Source organism: Ectopseudomonas alcaliphila (genome assembly GCF_900101755.1).
Lineage (GTDB): Bacteria > Pseudomonadota > Gammaproteobacteria > Pseudomonadales > Pseudomonadaceae > Aquipseudomonas > Aquipseudomonas alcaliphila.
The window spans coordinates 603,374-620,801 of the sequence record NZ_FNAE01000001.1 but is presented as its reverse complement, the minus strand read 5'-3'; the positions used below and the strand labels follow the sequence as shown (position 1 = coordinate 620,801).

General features: G+C 64.5%; 18 protein-coding genes. 11 read left to right on the top strand and 7 right to left on the bottom strand.

The window, feature by feature from the left end; genetic code table 11:
* The first annotated feature begins 15 nt into the window (after positions 1-15).
* From BLR77_RS02970 to BLR77_RS02925, 10 genes are all read left to right on the top strand, one after another.
* Positions 16-477, top strand: coding sequence for an outer membrane lipoprotein (locus BLR77_RS02970; protein WP_074675396.1), 462 nt, complete (start codon positions 16-18; stop codon positions 475-477).
* A 370-nt stretch (positions 478-847) separates the two neighbouring features.
* A complete protein-coding gene (locus BLR77_RS02965) occupies positions 848-3,640 on the top strand; it encodes a monovalent cation/H+ antiporter subunit A (RefSeq protein ID WP_074675395.1) in 2,793 nt (930 codons plus the stop codon).
* Between the two features lies 1 nt (position 3,641).
* Entirely contained in the window at positions 3,642-3,971 is a 330-nt protein-coding gene (locus tag BLR77_RS02960; RefSeq protein ID WP_074675394.1) for a Na+/H+ antiporter subunit C, read from the top strand.
* Entirely contained in the window at positions 3,968-5,479 is a 1,512-nt protein-coding gene (locus BLR77_RS02955; protein ID WP_074675393.1) for a monovalent cation/H+ antiporter subunit D, read from the top strand. Before BLR77_RS02960 ends, BLR77_RS02955 begins: the two co-directional genes overlap by 4 nt.
* Positions 5,476-5,973 (top strand): Na+/H+ antiporter subunit E, encoded by a 498-nt coding sequence (locus BLR77_RS02950; protein ID WP_074675392.1) that lies wholly within the window; start codon positions 5,476-5,478, stop codon positions 5,971-5,973. Before BLR77_RS02955 ends, BLR77_RS02950 begins: the two co-directional genes overlap by 4 nt.
* Complete coding sequence (locus BLR77_RS02945) at positions 5,958-6,227, top strand: K+/H+ antiporter subunit F (protein WP_004423843.1); 270 nt, start codon at positions 5,958-5,960, stop codon at positions 6,225-6,227. The genes BLR77_RS02950 and BLR77_RS02945 overlap by 16 nt, the downstream gene beginning before the upstream one ends.
* Positions 6,228-6,239: 12 nt before the next feature.
* The gene (locus tag BLR77_RS02940; protein ID WP_074675391.1) at positions 6,240-6,578 is read left to right on the top strand and encodes a Na+/H+ antiporter subunit G; all 339 of its coding nucleotides are present in this window, start codon (positions 6,240-6,242) and stop codon (positions 6,576-6,578) included.
* 96 nt (positions 6,579-6,674) lie between these two features.
* Positions 6,675-7,580: a DMT family transporter gene (locus BLR77_RS02935; protein WP_074675390.1), complete on the top strand. Its 906-nt coding sequence runs from the start codon at positions 6,675-6,677 to the stop codon at positions 7,578-7,580.
* A gap of 5 nt (positions 7,581-7,585) precedes the next feature.
* Positions 7,586-8,101 carry a GNAT family N-acetyltransferase gene (locus BLR77_RS02930; RefSeq protein WP_074675389.1) on the top strand — a complete coding sequence of 172 codons (516 nt, stop codon included), beginning with the start codon at positions 7,586-7,588 and terminating at the stop codon, positions 8,099-8,101.
* Complete coding sequence (locus tag BLR77_RS02925; RefSeq protein ID WP_074675388.1) at positions 8,101-8,514, top strand: hypothetical protein; 414 nt, start codon at positions 8,101-8,103, stop codon at positions 8,512-8,514. Before BLR77_RS02930 ends, BLR77_RS02925 begins: the two co-directional genes overlap by 1 nt.
* On the opposite strand, the gene BLR77_RS02920 is transcribed toward BLR77_RS02925, so the two are convergent.
* Positions 8,511-10,124: an NAD(P)/FAD-dependent oxidoreductase gene (locus BLR77_RS02920; RefSeq protein WP_074675387.1), complete on the bottom strand. Its 1,614-nt coding sequence runs from the start codon at positions 10,122-10,124 to the stop codon at positions 8,511-8,513. The genes BLR77_RS02925 and BLR77_RS02920 overlap by 4 nt on opposite strands.
* Positions 10,125-10,245: 121 nt before the next feature.
* Positions 10,246-10,917, bottom strand: a complete 672-nt coding sequence (locus BLR77_RS02915; RefSeq protein ID WP_074675386.1) for a COG3650 family protein — start codon at positions 10,915-10,917, stop codon at positions 10,246-10,248.
* Between the two features lie 126 nt (positions 10,918-11,043).
* Here BLR77_RS02915 and BLR77_RS02910 point away from each other — a divergent pair, with 126 nt between their 5' ends.
* The gene (locus BLR77_RS02910; protein ID WP_074675385.1) at positions 11,044-11,925 is read left to right on the top strand and encodes an RluA family pseudouridine synthase; all 882 of its coding nucleotides are present in this window, start codon (positions 11,044-11,046) and stop codon (positions 11,923-11,925) included.
* 105 nt (positions 11,926-12,030) lie between these two features.
* Here BLR77_RS02910 and BLR77_RS02905 read toward each other — a convergent pair whose 3' ends face one another.
* From BLR77_RS02905 to BLR77_RS02885, 5 genes are all read right to left on the bottom strand, one after another.
* The gene (locus BLR77_RS02905) at positions 12,031-13,053 is read right to left on the bottom strand and encodes an AbrB family transcriptional regulator (protein ID WP_074675384.1); all 1,023 of its coding nucleotides are present in this window, start codon (positions 13,051-13,053) and stop codon (positions 12,031-12,033) included.
* Positions 13,037-14,557, bottom strand: a complete 1,521-nt coding sequence (locus BLR77_RS02900) for a tripartite tricarboxylate transporter permease (protein WP_074675383.1) — start codon at positions 14,555-14,557, stop codon at positions 13,037-13,039. Before BLR77_RS02900 ends, BLR77_RS02905 begins: the two co-directional genes overlap by 17 nt.
* Before the next feature lies 1 nt (position 14,558).
* The gene (locus BLR77_RS02895) at positions 14,559-15,002 is read right to left on the bottom strand and encodes a tripartite tricarboxylate transporter TctB family protein (RefSeq protein ID WP_074675382.1); all 444 of its coding nucleotides are present in this window, start codon (positions 15,000-15,002) and stop codon (positions 14,559-14,561) included.
* 62 nt (positions 15,003-15,064) lie between these two features.
* Positions 15,065-16,042: a Bug family tripartite tricarboxylate transporter substrate binding protein gene (locus BLR77_RS02890; RefSeq protein WP_074675381.1), complete on the bottom strand. Its 978-nt coding sequence runs from the start codon at positions 16,040-16,042 to the stop codon at positions 15,065-15,067.
* A 32-nt stretch (positions 16,043-16,074) separates the two neighbouring features.
* Complete coding sequence (locus tag BLR77_RS02885) at positions 16,075-17,340, bottom strand: OprD family porin (protein ID WP_074676744.1); 1,266 nt, start codon at positions 17,338-17,340, stop codon at positions 16,075-16,077.
* Positions 17,341-17,428 lie beyond the last annotated feature (88 nt).

Genomic DNA, 17,428 nt, shown 5'->3' with positions numbered 1-17,428 from the left:
TCTGGAGGAATTGCTATGCGTAAACCCACTCTGCTCATTACCTCGCTGGCCGCGATGCTGGCCCTCGGGGGCTGTCAGTCCAGCCTGACCGGCGATACCTACAGCCGCGATGAGGCCCGAGCGGTGCAAACGGTACGCATGGGGACCATCGAGTCGCTGCGTCCGGTGAAGATCGAAGGTACCAAGACGCCAATCGGCGCTGGTGCCGGTGCCGTGATCGGTGGCGTTGGTGGCAGTGGCCTTGGTGGCGGGCGTGGTAGTGCGGTCATGGCCGTGGTCGGCGCCGTTGCCGGTGGCCTGCTCGGCGCCGCAGCCGAAGAAGGCCTGACCCGCACCCAGGGCGTGGAAATCACCGTGCGTGAGGACGACGGCACCATGCGTGCCTACGTTCAGGAAGTCGAGCCGAACCAGGTGTTCCGTGTCGGCGAGCGCGTGCGCATCATGACTGTCAACGGTACCAGTCGCGTCTCTCACTGATCGTTGCACACGAGCCGGAGCAGCCTTGGCTGCTCCGGCTTTTTTGTGGCGTGCCGTCCATGGCCGCCACCTCCTGGGTTGTCGTCAGGCAACGTGAAAAACCGCTCCCGGCAATTTCTTCCTGGCCTCGCTGGAATGCTGGGCGGCGGTTAATATCACCTGCGTCAACATGCATGTAACCAAGTGTGTTTAATGATAATTCAATGCATGACGTTGCCTTGATAGTTATGGATAATCGGCCGTTATGCTTGTGCCGACAACGACTTAGCTGAACCGTTGTGGTGCATGAAATATCACCGTCAGGGAGTTGCGACTCCAATTCTCGTCGTTGGGTCAGCTGACCCGGCGTGCCTGCTTAAGGGGTTTTCCGATGGCGCTTGCGCTGATTGTCGCCTTGCCATTTCTTGGGTTGTTTCTGCCGGTGCTTGCCGATCGGCTCGGACGCTCGGCCTGTGCCGCAGCTGCGGCTATAGCGCCCATCGTGGCGCTGGTGCTGCTGTTCAGTTACCAGCCAGCGGTGTTCGCAGGTGAGGTGTTGCGGGTCAAACTGGAGTGGCTGCCGCACCTGGGCTTGAATCTCAGCCTGCGCCTCGATGGTCTGGGCTTTCTGTTTGCCCTGCTGATTCTCGGCATCGGCCTGTTGGTGATCCTCTACGCCCGCTACTACCTGGCCAAGACCGAGCCGATGGGGCGTTTCTTCGCCTTCCTGCTGCTATTCATGGGCGCCATGCTTGGCGTGGTGCTGTCGGAAAACTTGCTGCTGATGCTGATGTTCTGGGAGCTGACCAGCCTGTCGTCGTTCCTGCTGATCGGCTTCTGGGGTTCGCGTTCCGATGCCCGCAAGGGCGCCCGCATGGCGCTGGCGATCACCGGTGGCGGTGGTCTGGCGCTGCTGGCCGGGATCCTGCTGATCGGCCACATCGCCGGCAGCTTCGAGCTGTCTCAGGTGTTGGCAGCCGGCTACGCGATTCGCGCGCATGAGCTGTATCCGCTGGCGCTGGTGCTGGTGCTGTTGGGCGTGTTCACCAAGTCGGCGCAATTCCCTTTCCATTTCTGGCTGCCGCACGCGATGGCGGCGCCGACGCCGGTGTCGGCCTATCTGCACTCGGCGACCATGGTCAAAGCGGGGGTCTTCCTGCTGGCGCGTCTGTATCCGGCGCTGGCTGGTTCCGAATGGTGGTTCTACATGGTCAGCCTGACCGGCCTGGCCACCCTGCTGGTGGGCGCCGGCATGGCGCTGTTCCAGCATGACCTGAAGGGCCTGTTGGCGTATTCGACCATCAGCCACCTCGGCCTGATTACCCTGCTGTTCGGCCTGGATACCCAGCTAGCGGCTGTCGCGGCGGTGTTCCACATCATCAACCATGCCACCTTCAAGGCCTCGCTGTTCATGGCCGCGGGCATCATCGATCACGAAACCGGTAGCCGCGACATGCGGCGAATAAACGGCTTGTGGAAGTACATGCCGCATACGGCGGTGCTGGCGATGGTGGCGGCCTCGGCGATGGCCGGCGTGCCGCTGCTCAATGGCTTTTTGAGCAAGGAAATGTTCTTCACCGAAACCCTGCACCAGCACCTGCTGGGCGGTTTCAACTGGGTGATTCCGGCTGCCGCGACCCTGGCCGGCGTGTTCTCGGTTGCCTACTCGCTGCGCTTCATTCACGACGTGTTCTTCAATGGCGAGCCGATCAACCTGCCCAAGTATCCACCGCATGAGCCGCCGCGCTACATGAAGGTGCCGGTCGAGGTGCTGGTGTTCCTCTGCCTGCTGGTGGGCGTGGTGCCGGCTTACACGGTGGCGCCGCTGCTGGCCGCCGCTGCCACTTCGACCCTGGGTGGCGAGCTGCCCGAGTACAGCCTGGCGGTGTGGCACGGCTTCAACCTGCCGTTGCTGATGAGCTTCATCGCCCTGTTCGGCGGGATCATCGTCTACGCCTGCCGCAAGCCGCTGTTCCACTGGTACGAAGGTTTGCCGGCCCTGGATGCCAAGGACACCTTCGATCAGATGGTGCGCTACATGACGCGCCTGTCCGTGCGTATCACCGCGTTTCTGGAGTGCGGTTCGCTGCAACGCTACCTGGCCTGGATGATCGGCAGTGCCCTGACCCTGGTGGTGATCGCGTTGTCGCCTCTCGAGCAGTTGGCCGGCAGCGTGCCGATGACGCCCATCGATCCGCTGACCGTTACCGGCATGCTGATCCTGATGGTGACTGCGGTGCTCACCGTGGTTTTCCACCGTCGTCGCCTGGTGGCACTGATCATTCTCAGCGCCGCGGGTCTGATGGTGGCGCTGGCCTTCGCCCGCTTCTCCGCCCCGGATCTGGCGCTGACCCAGCTGTCGGTGGAAGTGGTGACCATCATCCTGCTGATGCTCACCCTGTACTTCATGACCGACCGCACCCCGGCGGAGTCCAGCAGCCTGCGCGGCCTGCGAGACCTGGTCCTGGCGCTGGGCAGCGGCACCATGGTGGCGATGCTGACCTACGCCGTGCTGACCCGTCCTTACCAGAGCATCTCCTCGTTCTTCCTCGAGAACAGTGTGTCCGGGGGCGGCGGTACCAATGTGGTCAACGTGATCCTGGTGGACTTCCGCGGCTTCGATACCCTGGGTGAGATCACCGTGCTGGCGATTGCCGCCATCGGTATCTACGCGCTGCTGCATGGCCTGCACCTGCCGCATCCGACCCACGACAAGAACGGGCGCCGGTGGTCGACCGATGCGCATCCGATGATCCTCGACAACCTGGCGCGCGCCATGCTGCCGATGGCGCTGCTGATTTCGGCATTCATCTTCCTGCGTGGGCACAACCTGCCGGGTGGCGGTTTCATCGCCGGCCTGATCACTGCGGTGGCGTTGATTCTGCAGTACATCTCGCACGGTGTGATCTGGACCCAGGAGCGCCTGAAATTCAGCTATCACGCCACCGCCGGTTGGGGTGTGCTGATCGCCGGCTTGACCGGTCTGGGCAGCTTGCTCTTTGGCTCGCCGTTCCTGACTTCGGCGTTCGGCCATTTCCATATTCCGCTGATCGGCGAAATCGAACTGGCGACCGCGATCCTCTTCGATCTCGGGGTGTATCTGGCCGTTGTCGGCGCCACCCTGCTGATTCTTTCCAATATCGGCCATGTCAGTCAGGACGAGTCGTGCAAGGAGGTCATCTGATATGGAGGCAGTATTCGCAATCACCCTCGGGGTGCTGACTGCCAGCGGCGTCTACCTGCTGCTGCGGGCGCGCATCTTCCCTGTGGTGATGGGGCTGACCCTGATCTCTTATGCGGTCAATCTGTTCATCTTCGCCACGGGCCGGCTCGGCACGGGTGTGCCGGCGGTGATCGGCAAGAGCGCCGAGTATGGTGACCCGCTGCCGCAGGCGCTGGTGCTCACCGCCATCGTTATTGGCTTCGCCATGACCGCGTTCGTCGTCGTACTGGCCCTGCGTGGCATGGGTGAGCTGAAAACCGATCACGTCGATGGCGAGGAGCCGCGCGCATGAGTCACGCCATCATCCTCCCCGTTCTGCTGCCGATGTTCTTCGGCGCATTGTTGCTGATCGGCCACGGCTGGTCGCGTGAGGTGAAGCGGGGTATTTCCCTGGTCGGCTGCCTGGTGCTGCTGCCGGTGTGCCTGTATCTGGTGCTGTTGGCCGGTGCGGGGCAGCTGCAGGTCTATGCGCTGGGTAACTGGGTTGCGCCGTTCGGCATCATGCTGCTGCTCGACCGCTTCAGCGCTGCGCTGCTGTTGCTCACCTCGCTGCTCGCCTGCTTCGCCCTGATCTACGCCTGCCGTGGCGACGATGAGCGTGGGCCGCACTTCCATGCGCTGTTCCAGTTTCAGTTGCTGGGCATCAACGGTGCATTCCTGACCGCCGATCTGTTCAACCTGTTCGTGTTCTTCGAGATCCTGCTGATCTCCTCTTATGCACTGCTGCTGCACGGCAACCGCGCCAATCAGGTCAGGGCCGGCGTGCATTACGTGGTGCTCAACCTGCTGGGCTCGTCGTTCTTCCTGATCGGTGTCAGTCTGCTGTATGGCCTGACCGGCACCTTGAACATGCCGGACCTGGCGGCCCGTGTGGCCAGCGCCGACGTTGCCGACGCGCCGCTGATCAAGGCTGCTGCCTACCTGCTGCTGATCGTCTTCGGCCTCAAGGCTGCCGTGCTGCCGCTGTGCTTCTGGTTGCCGCGCGCCTATGCCGCTGCGCCGGCCTCGGTGGCCGCGCTGTTCGCGATCATGACCAAGGTGGGCTTCTACGCCATCGTCCGCGTGTTTACCCTGGTGTTCGGCGAAGAGGCCGGGCCGCTGGCCAATCTCGGCCATGAACTGCTCTGGTGGCTGGCGCTGCCGACCATTGCCTTCGGGGTGATTGGCGCCCTGGGCGCGCGACAGCTGCAGGCACTGCTGGCTTATCTGGTGGTGGTTTCGGTTGGCACGCTGATGGCCGGCTTCGCCATCGGTAACGTAGCGGCGTTGAGTGCCGCGCTTTATTACATGGTGCACAGCACGCTGATCAGTGCCGCGTTGTTCCTGTTGGCGGGTCTGGTGGTCGCTCAGCGTGACAGCGCCGGTGGCGATCTGCAGCAGGAGCGCGTGCTGCGTCAGCCGCTGGTGCTTGGCTGCATGTTCTTCTTCGCCTCCATTTCCGTGGCCGGTTTGCCGCCGTTCTCCGGTTTCCTCGGCAAGATGTTGCTGCTGCGAGCGGCGGAGCCTGGTTGGCAGGCCTGGAGCCTGTGGCCGGTGGTTCTGATTGGCGGTCTGCTGACCCTGGTGGCGTTGAGCCGCGCCGGTACCAGTCTGTTCTGGCTGGGCCAGCAGGCGGATGCAGCGCCTTCGACCGCCGCACCGGCTGACCGTGTAAGCCTCCTGGCTGCGCTGGGCCTGTTGCTGGCCAGCCCGCTGCTGCTGATCGCTGCCGCGCCGATACTGGCCTACTTTGAGGCCGCCGCGGCGCAGTTGCTCGATCTGCAACCCTATCTGTCGATCATCGCCGGAGGTGCGGCATGAGGCGTTTGTTCCCACACCCGCGGATGATGCTGGTGCTGGCGGTGCTCTGGCTGCTGCTGGTCAACACCCTGAACCTCGGTCATGTCCTGCTCGGGCTGTTCCTCGGCTGGGCCATCGTTCATCTGTGCAGCGACTTCCTGCTGCATGTGCCGCGCGTGCGCAAGCCGCTGGGGCTGGTGCTGTTCACTGGCAAGGTGTTCTACGACATCGTGGTGGCCAACCTCCAGGTGGTGCGGTTGGTGCTGGGGCCGAAATCCCGCCTGCAGCCGGCGTTCGTCGAGGTGCCGGTGGAGATCGACAACGAGTTCGTGTTGTCCGCCCTGGCCTGCATCATTTCGCTGACCCCGGGTACGGTGTCGGCGAACATCAGTTCCGATCACAAGACGCTGCTGGTGCACGGGCTCGATGTGCCGGATCGCGACGAGCTGGTCGCGGCGGTGAAAAGTCGTTACGAAGCGCCCCTGCTGGAGATATTCGAATGCTCGAAAACGTAGTCTTTCTGTGCATGGGCATCCTCACGCTGGCCATGCTGCTCAATGTCGCGCGTCTGGTCGAAGGGCCGAACGTGGTCGACCGCGTCCTGGCACTGGATACCCTGTACATCAACGCGTTGGCGCTGATCGTGCTGTTCGGTATCTGGTTGGCCTCGGATCTGTTCTTCGAAGCTGCACTGCTGATCGCGGTGATGGGTTTCGTCGGCACGGTCGCAGTGGGTAAGCACCTGCTGCACGGCGACATCATCGATTAAGGGAGAATGCCCATGCCGTTCTGGCTGGAACTGTTGATTTGCGCCTGCCTGCTTCTCGGCAGCCTGTTCGCCCTGGTGGGTGCCATCGGTCTGTATCGCCTGCCGGATTTCTTCACTCGCCTGCACGGGCCGACCAAGGCCACGACCTTGGGCGTTGGCGGTACGCTGATCGCCTCGATGCTGTTCTTCGCTCACCACACCGGCAGCCTGAGCCTGCACGAGCTGCTGATCACCCTGTTCCTGTTCCTGACGGCGCCGGTCAGCGCACATATCCTGTCCAAGGCTGCGATGCAGCAGAAGGTCGAGTTGACCGAGCGCACGCACGGTCAGCCCTGGGACGACGATCACTGAGCCTTGTTCACTGCCAGGCGTTTCTCGCGTCTGACTGTAGCTGTTGCGCGCCGGGCATTGCTCCTACACTGATCGCCTTTCGACAGGGAGCAGGCGATGCAGACTGGAGGCAGGGCGCTGGCGATGGCCGCGCTGGTACTGGCGATGGCGCTGTGGGGGAGTTCCTTCATCGCGCTCAAACTGGCATTTGCCGAGCTGCCGGCGCTCTGGGTGATCGCCGGGCGCATGCTGCTCGGCGCACTGGTGTTTCTCGCCGCCTGGCGCTGGCGTGGGCGTATCGATTACCGCCCGGGCGACTGGAAGTACCTGCTGGCGCTGACGGCCTGCGAGCCCTGCCTGTACTTCATCTTCGAGGCGCTCGCCCTGCAGCACACCAGCGCCTCGCAGGCCGGCATGATCACGGCTCTGCTGCCGCTGCTGGTGGCCTTCGGCGCCTACCTGTTTCTCCATGAGCGTATCAGTCGTACCACCCTGGTCGGCTTTGCCCTGGCCCTGAGCGGCGCGTTGTGGCTGAGCCTGGCCGGCAGCGCCGATGAGCATGCGCCCAATCCTTTGCTGGGTAACTTCTTTGAGCTGCTGGCGATTCTCTGCGCCACCGCCTACACCCTGCTGCTCAAGCACCTGACCGGGCGCTATTCGCCCTTTATCCTGACCGCTCTGCAGGCACTGGTCGGTTCGCTGTTCTTCGTGCCGCTGGCGGCCTGGCAGGTCGACTGGCCGAGCAGCTTCAGCACGCAGGGGCTGGCGGCAGTGGCCTATCTCGGCGTGGTGGTGACGGTCGGCGCCTATGGCTTGTTCAATTTCGGCGTGAGTCGTTTGCCGGCCAGCCAGGCGACGGCCTTCACCAACCTGATTCCGCTGTTCACCCTGGTGTTCGCTGCCGTGCTGCTGGGCGAGCGTCTCAATGATCAGCAGATGTTCGCGGCCGCCCTGGTGTTCGCCGGGGTGATTCTCAGCCAGTGGCGCAGTACCCCGCGGCTGCCGGCGGGCGTACTGGACTGAAGCGAATGAACGAGATCACTACCCGTTCGGCTACTGCCGAGGACATCGAGTCACTCTGTGCGCTGATCCTCGAGCATGGCCCCAATGCCTGGAATCATCTGCCCGAGGCGGATGTGCGCCGTCACCTCGAGGCCGTTGCAGGTGGTGCGACCCTGGCGGTGCTGGGCGAGGAGCAGGGCCGTTTGCTCGGCTTTGTCAGTTTCCGCCTGAGCCAGGATTTCGCCCGCCATCAGCCACCGGAGCGCGCCGGGCAGGGCCATGGCTATATCTGCGAGGCCGTGGTGCATCGTGATTGCGTCGGCCGTGGGCTCGGTGCGCGCCTGCTGCGCGAGGCGGTGGCCGAACTGTGGCAGCTGGGCGTCAGCGATATCTATATCGACCGCCACGAGGAGAACGCCGCGTCGGCCGGGATGATGCGCAAGGCCGGTTTCAGCGAGTTGCTCACCTACGCCGACCCGGCGCGTCGACCGAATGGTTCGCGGCGTTCGACCCTGTGCTGCCTGCGTCGGGAGAACCTTTGATGCTCAAGCGGCTGGCCGCCATGGGTGTGCTCGCGGCGTCGCAGATGCTGTTGGCATTGCTGCTTTACCGCAGCGCATTCGAGGCCTATCGGCAGGTGGTCGGCGGGATTCGCCGCGATATCAGCTACGGCCTGCAACTGCATCACTCTCTTTATCTGTTCGGTGCGCTGGCCCTGTTCAATGCCATCTGGCAGATGAGCTGCCGCAGCAGGCGTAGCGGTGTGATCGGCGCCTGTGCCTGCATGCTGCTGTGGACGCTGTTCTGGGCCAATGCCTTCGCCAGCATGCCCTACCGTAGCTTGCTGGTCGTGGGGATAGGCACGCTGGTGCTGGCGTTGCCGGCGCTGGCGCTGCTGTTTCGTTTCGCAAGGCCTGGTTCGGTAGCTGTACCTCAGCCGGGCATTGCTTCCTAGCGCTGCAAACCGAGCATATCCCGCGCCACGGCTTCGGCGACGCGAATGCCGTCGACTCCGGCCGAAAGAATGCCGCCGGCGTAGCCCGCGCCTTCGCCTGCCGGGTACAGCCCCTTGAGGTTGAGGCTCTGCAGGTTGTCGCCACGGGTGATGCGTACCGGCGATGAGGTGCGCGTCTCGATGCCGGTGAGCACCGCATCGGCCAGGTCGAAGCCCTTGATCTGCTTGCCGAAGGCCGGCAGCGCCTCGCGGATGGCTTCGATGGCGAAGTCCGGCAGCGACGGGGCCAGATCACCCAGCTTCACGCCCGGCTTGTAGGACGGTTGCACGTCGCCCAGGGCGGTGGACGGTTCGCCTTTGATGAAGTCGCCCACCAGTTGCCCCGGCGCCTCGTAGTTGCGCCCGCCGAGCACGTAGGCATGCGACTCAAGACGCTCCTGCAGTTCCACACCGGCCAGCGGGCCACCCGGATAGTCCTGCTCGGGAGTGATGCCGACGACGATGCCGGCGTTGGCGTTGCGCTCGTTGCGCGAATACTGGCTCATGCCGTTGGTCACCACGCGCTCAGGCTCGGAGGTGGCGGCGACCACGGTGCCGCCTGGGCACATGCAGAAGCTGTAGACCGAGCGGCCGTTGCTGGCGTGGTGTACCAGCTTGTAGTCGGCGGCGCCGAGCTTGGGGTGGCCGGCGTACTTGCCCAGGCGCGCACGGTCGATCAGCGACTGTGGATGCTCGATACGAAAGCCCACCGAGAACGGCTTGGCCTCGAGAAACACGCCACGGGCGTGCAGCATACGGAAGGTATCGCGCGAGCTGTGGCCAAGGGCGAGGACGACGTGACGACTAAGGATCTGCTCGCCACTTTCCAGCACCACGCCCTGCAGCTGATCGTCGTCGATCAGCAGATCGCTGACGCGCTGCTGGAAGCGCACTTCACCGCCGAGCGCCTTGATCTCCTCGCGCATGGTGGCGACCACGCCGGTCAGGCGGAAAGTGCCGATATGCGGTTTGCTGACGTACAGGATCTCCTCCGGCGCGCCAGCCTTGACGAACTCCTGCAGCACCTTGCGCCCGTGGTGGTGGGGGTCCTTGATCTGGCTGTAAAGCTTTCCATCGGAGAAGGTGCCGGCGCCGCCCTCGCCGAACTGCACGTTGGACTCCGGGTCGAGCACGTTCTTGCGCCACAGGCCCCAGGTGTCCTTGGTGCGCTGGCGTACTTCCTTGCCGCGCTCCAGCACGATGGGACGCAGGCCGGCCTGGGCCAGGATCAGCGCGGCGAAGATGCCGCAGGGGCCGAAACCGACGACTATGGGGCGCTCGTCAAGCGGCGCCGCAGCCTTGCCGACTGGCTTGTAGGCGATGTCCGGTGCAGGGCCGACGTGTTTGTCATCGCTCAGGCGAGCGAGCAGCGCGGTTTCGTCTTTCACCTCGCAATCGAGGGTGTAGATGAACGGCATGTCGCCGAACTTCTTCCGTGCATCGTAGCTGCGCTTGAACACACTGAAGGTCAGCAGCTCGGCATCGTCGATACCCAGGCGCTGGACGATGGCCGGGCGCAGGGCCTCATCGGGATGGTCGAGGGGCAGTTTCAGTTCGGTCAGGCGAAGCATGGGCGGTGTCCTGATTGGCCGGTGGTGATCCGGCAAGGTGGAAAAGGGCAGCGATTGTACAGGATCAAAGCCCCCAGTTGCCCGTGCGCTCGCTCAGCCTGGCAGCAGGCTGTCGCCTTGTTCAGTTACGCATGGCACCAACATGCGCGCAGCCACGCAGCACCTGTCCGTCGAGGCGCAGTTCGGCGCTGAGGTGGTTGAGTGTGCCGCTCATGCTATCAACGCAGCGCTGCGGTGCGACCCACAGATCCAGACGTTGGCCGTTGGCCTCGCTGCTGAAGTTGAGGCGACCGTCCGGCAACTGTTCTTCCAGATAAGGCAGGGCCAGCGGCTCCTGGCCGGGGCGGTTGAGTACCAGGCCCTTGCTGCCGACTTCCAGCTGCCAGAACGGCTCATTGCCGCTGGCGCGAAGGGCCAGGCGCTTGAAGTTGAGGTCGTCGCAGCCATGACCTTCGCCCTGCAGGCGATAGATCTGGCTGACTTCGAAGCGACCATCATTGCCCTTGCCCTGGCTGCCGCCCAGGCGACCGGCCAGATCGGCGAACAGGCTGGTCTGGCCATCGCTGCCGAGCTGCATGACTTCGCGCTGGATGCCGGTACTGTCGCCATCGATCAGCACGAAGCGGCGCTGCTCCTGGCAAGGGGTGAACACCAGCTGACCATCCTCGACCTGTACCTGCCCCTGCAGGCGGGTAGCCGGTGGCGGGCCTTCCGGCTTGCCGGTGTAAACCTGGCAGGCGGCCAGAAGTGGGAGGAGGGCGACGCTGGTAAGCAGGGAGCGGGTGATGGACATGAGTCTCTCCAGATACGAGCGGCCACCATAGCTACAGGCGGACGTCCGCTCAAGCCGTTTGCTTTGACTGAGTAGCGCGAGTGCGGCCTAATTCGCCCGTCCGGATCCGCTCGAGCACCTTCTGCAATGCCCAATCCCGCCATGCGCCCCAGCACCCTTCACCTGCCACAGGGCGACTGGGCGACGGTGCTCGACTGCCTGTGCGATCACTTTCCCGCCATCGACCGCGCTACCTGGCTGGAGCGTATGGCGCGTGGTCGTGTGCTGGACGCGGCTGGCGCGTCCATCGACGCCACGCATCCCTATCGGGTCGGGCTCAAGGTGCGTTACTTCCGCGAAGTACCGAACGAGACGCCAGTTCCTTTCGAGGAGCAGGTGTTGTGGCAGGACGAGCACCTGCTGGTCGCCGACAAACCGCATTTTCTGCCGGTAATGCCGGCCGGTGAGTACGTCGAGCAGACCCTGCTGGCGCGCCTGATCAGGCGCACCGGGAATGCCGACCTGGTGCCGATCCACCGTATCGACCGACTGACCGCTGGCCTGGTGTTGTTCTCGGTCGATCCGGCCAGTCGCGGTCAGTACCAGGCGTTGTTTCGCCAGCGTGCAGTGGAAAAACGCTACGAGGCCATCGCTCCGGCGCTGCCGCAGTTGCAGTTCCCCTACCTGCATCGTTCGCGCATGGTCGACGGCGAGCCGTTCTTTCGCATGCAGGAAGTCGCAGGCGAGGCCAACAGCGAAACGTGGATCGAGGTGCTGGAACGCCGCGGCGAACTGTGGCGCTACGGCCTGTCGCCGGTGACGGGGCGCAAGCACCAGCTGCGCGTGCATCTTGCCGGGCTTGGGGCGCCGATTGTCGGTGATGATTTCTATCCGCAGTTGCTGGAGTCGCGCAACCTGCCGGATGACTACAACAAGCCACTCAAGCTGCTGGCGCGCGGCCTGCGCTTCGTCGATCCAGTCAGCGGCCAGCGGCGCGAGTTCGAGAGCCAATTGCAGTTGCAGTGGTAGCCCTGGTTCGCATGGCGCACCCTACGGCTGTGGGAGGGGCTTCAGCCGCGAGCTTTTTCCTTGCCACACAGCCAGGCGTGCAAAAAAAAGCCCGCACAAAGCGGGCTAAGCGTGGCTCTTGCACCAGAGCTTGAATAAGGGTTCGGCGAGGAACATCACCAGAAACAGCCGTAGCACCTGCAGGGCGGTGACGAGAGCCACCGACAGTTGCAACGCCTCAGCGGTCAGGCACAGCTCGGTGATACCGCCAGGCATCATGCCCAGCATCAGCGACAGGTGATCTTCTCCGGCCAGCCAGCCGAGTACCTCGCCGAGACCGGCAGCGGCCAGCATCGCCAGCAGGGTGAACAGCAGGACGCGAGCGAGGAAGCCCGGCGCGCTGCGGAAGAAGGCGCGGTCGAAGTGACAGCCCAGGGCGCAGCCAATCAGCCACTGGCCAAACTGGCCGAGGCCTTGCGGCAGGCCCAGATGCAGGTCGAAGCTGGCGCTGGCCACGGCGCAGGCGGTCAGCGGGCCGAGCATCCAGGGGTTGGGTTGTTTCAGGCGGCTCCAGAACATCGCCAGCACAGCGCCCGCGGCGAGCAGGCCGATCAGCCAGGTCCAGTCCACCGGCGCGCGCGTTGGCGCGCTGACGGCGGGCAGGCCCCAGGTGAACAGCGCCGGAATCAGCAGCACCACCAGCAACAGGCGCAGGCTATGCGCCGCCGCTACTCGCGCCGCTTGAGCATCATGACGCAGGGCCAGGTTGACCATTTCGCTAGCGCCACCTGGCATGCTGGCGAAGAAGGCGGTGGCGCGGTCGACGCCAGCACGGCGCAGGATGGCGATGCCGATCAGGCTGAGAAGCAGCGTGCCGAAGGCGCCCATCACGATCACGGGCAGATGGCTGAGCACCTGCTCCAGCACTTCGCTGGTGAAGTGCAAGCCGATACCGCTGGCCACCAGCCACTGGCCGGCCTTGCGTCCGCCCGGCAGTTCGCTGAAGGCGCGATTGGCCAGGCAGCGTACGGCGATCACTGCCAGAAGGGAGCCGACCATCCACGGCAAAGGCCAGCCGGCGAGGCTGGCCAGGTAGCCGCCGACCACCCCGGCCAGCGGCGTTACCCAGAGATCACGCGGCAGAGGCATCAGCCTGCGCCTTGATCTGCTTGCGCCGACGCATCCAGCGGATGCCCGGCAGGGCCAGCATCAGGACTACCAGCGCCCACAGCGTCAGGGTGATCGGGCTGCCCCAGAGAATGCTCAGCTCACCGGCGGAGATCGACAGGGCGCGGCGCAGGTTGTCTTCCATCAACTCGCCGAGGACGAAACCGAGGATCAGCGCCGACAGCGGGAAGTCCAGCTTGCGCAGGATATAGCCGAACACGCCAAGGCCGATCATCAGCACCAGGTCGAAGGTGGTGCTGTGCACCGCGTAGACGCCGACCATGCTGATCACGGTGATCGCCGGCACCAGCACCCAGTTGGGCACGGCGAGCATGCGTGAGAACAGACCGACCAGCGGGATGTTCATCACCAGCAGGATGACGTTGCCGATGAACAGCGAGGCGATCAGGCCCCAGACCACGTCCGGTTGCTGTTCGAACAGCAGTGGGCCGGGCGTGATGTTGTACAGGGTCAGCGCGCCGATCATCACCGCGGTGGTGCCCGAACCGGGTACGCCAAGGGTTAGCATGGGAATCAAGGAGCCGCACGCCGAGGCGTTGTTGGCCGCTTCCGGGGCGGCCAGGCCGCGCAGGTCACCGTTGCCGAAACGGCCGTTGGGCCCGGCCAGGCGCTTCTCGGTCATGTAGGTCATGGCGCTGGCGATGGTCGCGCCGGCTCCGGGCAGGGTGCCGATGACGAAGCCGGCCAGGGCGCTGCGGATCATGGTCCAGAAGCTCAGGCAGAACTCCTTGAAGTTGAACAGCAGGCGCCCGCTGGCCTTCACCGCCTGCTGCCCACCGTGGGTCTTCTCCAGCATCAGCAGGATCTCGCTGACGCTGAAGAAGCCGATCACCACGATGACGAACTGGATGCCGTCGGACAGGCTGACGCTGTCGAAGGTGAAGCGATATACGCCGGTGGTCGAGTCCACCCCGACCGTGGCCAGGGCCAGGCCGATCAGCGCCGCCATCAGGGTCTTGACCGGCTTGTCGCCGACCATGCCGCCGAGGCAGGCGATGGCGAAGATCATCAGCACGAAATATTCGGCAGGACCAAAGGCCACCGCCCATTTCGCCAGCAGCGGGGCGAACAGCACCACGCCGCAGGTGGCGATGATGCTGCCGATGAACGAGCTCACCGCCGACAGCGACAGGGCGATGCCAGCCTTGCCCTGACGGGCCAGCGGATAACCGTCGAGGGTGGTCATTACCGCGGCGGCGTCACCGGGCACGTTGAGCAGGATGGCGGAGATGCGTCCGCCGTACTCGCAGCCCAGGTACACGGCGGCGAGCAGGATCAGTGCGGTTTCCGGCGGCAGGCCGAGGGCGAAGGCCAGCGGCAGCAGCAGGGCCACGCCGTTGATCGGGCCGAGGCCCGGCAGCAGGCCGACCACGGTGCCGACGAAGGCGCCGAACAGCGCCACCAGCAGGTTGGTCGGCCTGGTGGCGACGTCGAAGCCCTGCATGAGGAAGTTAAGAGTTTCCATTTCAGCTCTCCACGAAAGCGTCTAGCAGGCCGAGCGGCAGGGGCACGTCGAGCAGCAGGTCGAACAGGCTGTACAGCAGTACGCCCATCAGCACTGCGCTGATCGCGCAAGGAACCGGGCGGCCGGTGAATAGCAGGCCTAGGGCGAAGGTGGCCAGAGCGGTGCTGATGACGAAGCCGAGCAGCTCGAAGGTCAGCGCATAGGCCAGCAGCACCACCACGCACAGGGCGCTGCGCATAGCCACGGGAATGTCCAGGCGTTGTTCGAGCATGCCGGGCTTGATGATCAGCCACAGGCTACCCGCGCCCATCAACGCCAACAGCAGCAATGGGTAGGCGCGCGGGCCGACCGGGTCATAGGCGAAGGGCGCCTGGAAGCCCCAGGCAAGGACAGCGAGCCAGGCGCACAGCAGCAGCCAGATCGCAGAGAACAGGCGAACGTACATGGTGTTTTACCTCGGGAGCGCCGGCCGCCAGGTGGCGGCCGAACGCGGATTACGCAGGAGTGTTACTGGATCAGGCCGAACTCGCCGGCCAGCGCCTTGTATTCCTGTACCTGCTTGAGCACGAAAGCGTTGAGCTCGTCGCCGGTGAGCGACAGGGGGAACAGGTCACGCTGCTCGCGCAGGGTGGCGAAGTCGTCACGGGCGAGCATTTGCTCGAACTGACCCTGCCACCAGGCGAACTGCTCGTCGCTGACCTGCGGGCCCATGTAGAAGCCGCGGATCACCGGCCAGCTGATGTCGAAACCCTGTTCCTTGGCAGTGGGGATATCGGCCAGCTTGCCCGGCAGACGATCGTCGGCCAGCACGGCGAGGATGCGCACCTTGCCGGCGGCCAGTTGCGGGGTGACCTCGCCGAGGCCGCTGGAGGTGACCTGGACATGACCGCCGAGCATGGCGGTGAGGGTTTCGCCGCCGCCTTCGAAGGCGACGTAGCGCAGGTTCTGCGGGTCGATGCCAGCGGCGCGGGCGATCAGTGCGGTCTGCATCCAGTCCTGGCCGCCAATGGTGGCACCGGCGCCGAACACCACGCTGGCTGGGTCCTTCTTCAGCGTCTCGACCAGCTCGCCGAGCGTCTGCCACGGTGCGTCAGCCCGCACGGTGATGGCGCCGTAATCGGTGCCGATGGCGGCCAGCCAGCGCACGGCAGTCTCGTCGTAACGACCGAACTTGCCCTGTGCCAGGTTCAGCAGCGAACCCGAGGAGAAGGCGGTGATGGTGCCCGGGTCCTTGGCGCGCTGGGCGACCACGGCGTTGTAGGCCACGGCGCCGACGCCGCCGGGCATGTAGGTGACGCGCATCGGCGCCTTGAGCAGGCCGGTATCTTTCAGGCCGCTCTGGGCCAGTTTGCAGGTCAGGTCGAAACCACCGCCGGGCTTGGCCGGGGCGATGCATTCCGGACGCTTGGGTTCGGCAGCCAGCAGTTGGCTGGCAAAGGCCAGGCAGGCAGTCGCCAGGGCGGCGCGGGTCAGGACAGATTTCATGATGGGTGATTCCTCGCGAGTCTTGTTGTTGTTTACCAGATCGGCAGCGTGTAGCCGACGATGACACGGTTCTCGTCCGCGTCGCGGGCGAAGTCGGAGCGGAAACTGGCGTTGCGTACGCGTACGTAGAGGTCCTTGAGTGGGCCGTTCTGCACCACGTACTTGAACTCGATATCGCGTTCCCATTCGCCACCACGGTCGTTGGAGCCGGCGATGCGGGCATCGTCACCGCGGATGTAGCGGGTCATGAAGGTCAGGCCGGGAACACCGACGCTGGCGAAGTTGTAATCGTAGCGGGCCTGCCAGGAGCGCTCGTCGGCGTTGGCGAAGTCGTTGATCTGCACGAAGTTGACCAGGAAGGGGTCGCTGCCATCGATGTAGGCAAAGCCGGTGTCGCCGCTCATGTCCTGAAAGCCCAGGCCGAACTTGTGGCTGCCCAGGCCGTAGCTGACCATGGCGTTGAAGGCCTGGTTATCGATTTTGCCTGCGTTGGATGCGCCGCTGTCACGACTGACGATATAACGCACGTCGCTGCTCAGGGTGCCGGCACCGACCTTGTGGCTGCTCAGCAGGCCGAAGAAGTGCTGGCGATAGATGTCGTCCAGATCGGCAAAGTAGTAGCGGCCGGTGAAGCCGGGGGCGAACTTGTAGTCGACACCGGCGAGATCGAGGTGGTCGGCTTCGACGCCGGAGGCGAAGCGGCGGTTCTTGGCGTTGAGCACCATTTCTTCGGAGTTGGTCGAGGCGCGGTCGATGACCTTGTCCAGGCGGCCGCCGGTGAAGGTCAGGCCTTCCATTTCGGAGGAAGTCAGCAGGCCGCCTTCGAACACCTGCGGCAGCAGGCGGCTGTCGCTGGCCTTGACCACCGGCAGCTCGGGCACGTGCGAGCCGTAGCGCAGTTCGGTGGCGGAGACCTTGACCTTGGCAGTCAGCCCCAGGCGGCTGAATTCGTCGGCGGAGCGACCATCGTCGTGTACGGGCAGCAGATCGGTACCGGTGCGGCCCTTGCCCGAGTCGAGCTTGATACCGAGCAGACCCATGGCGTCGACACCGAAACCGACGGTGCCTTCGGTGAAGCCAGACTGCAGGTCGAGGCGAAAGCCCTGGCCCCATTCTTCACGCTTGTTCTGGCCTTCGAACTGGCGGAAGTCGCGGTTCAGGTAGATGTTGGTAGCGGTGAGGCTGGCGCTGCTGTCTTCGATGAAGGCGGCGTTGGCGAGGGGGGTAGCGCCGGTAGCGGCGATGGCTAGGCAGAGCAGGCGGACAGGCGGCAGGGCCTGGCGTGAGGCTGCGAGCATCATGTGGTCTCCGTTTTTGTTCTTGTCGCGGCCTGGCACCACTGCCAGGTCGCTTGAGCAGGTGGATCGAGCCACCTTGAGTCGATGC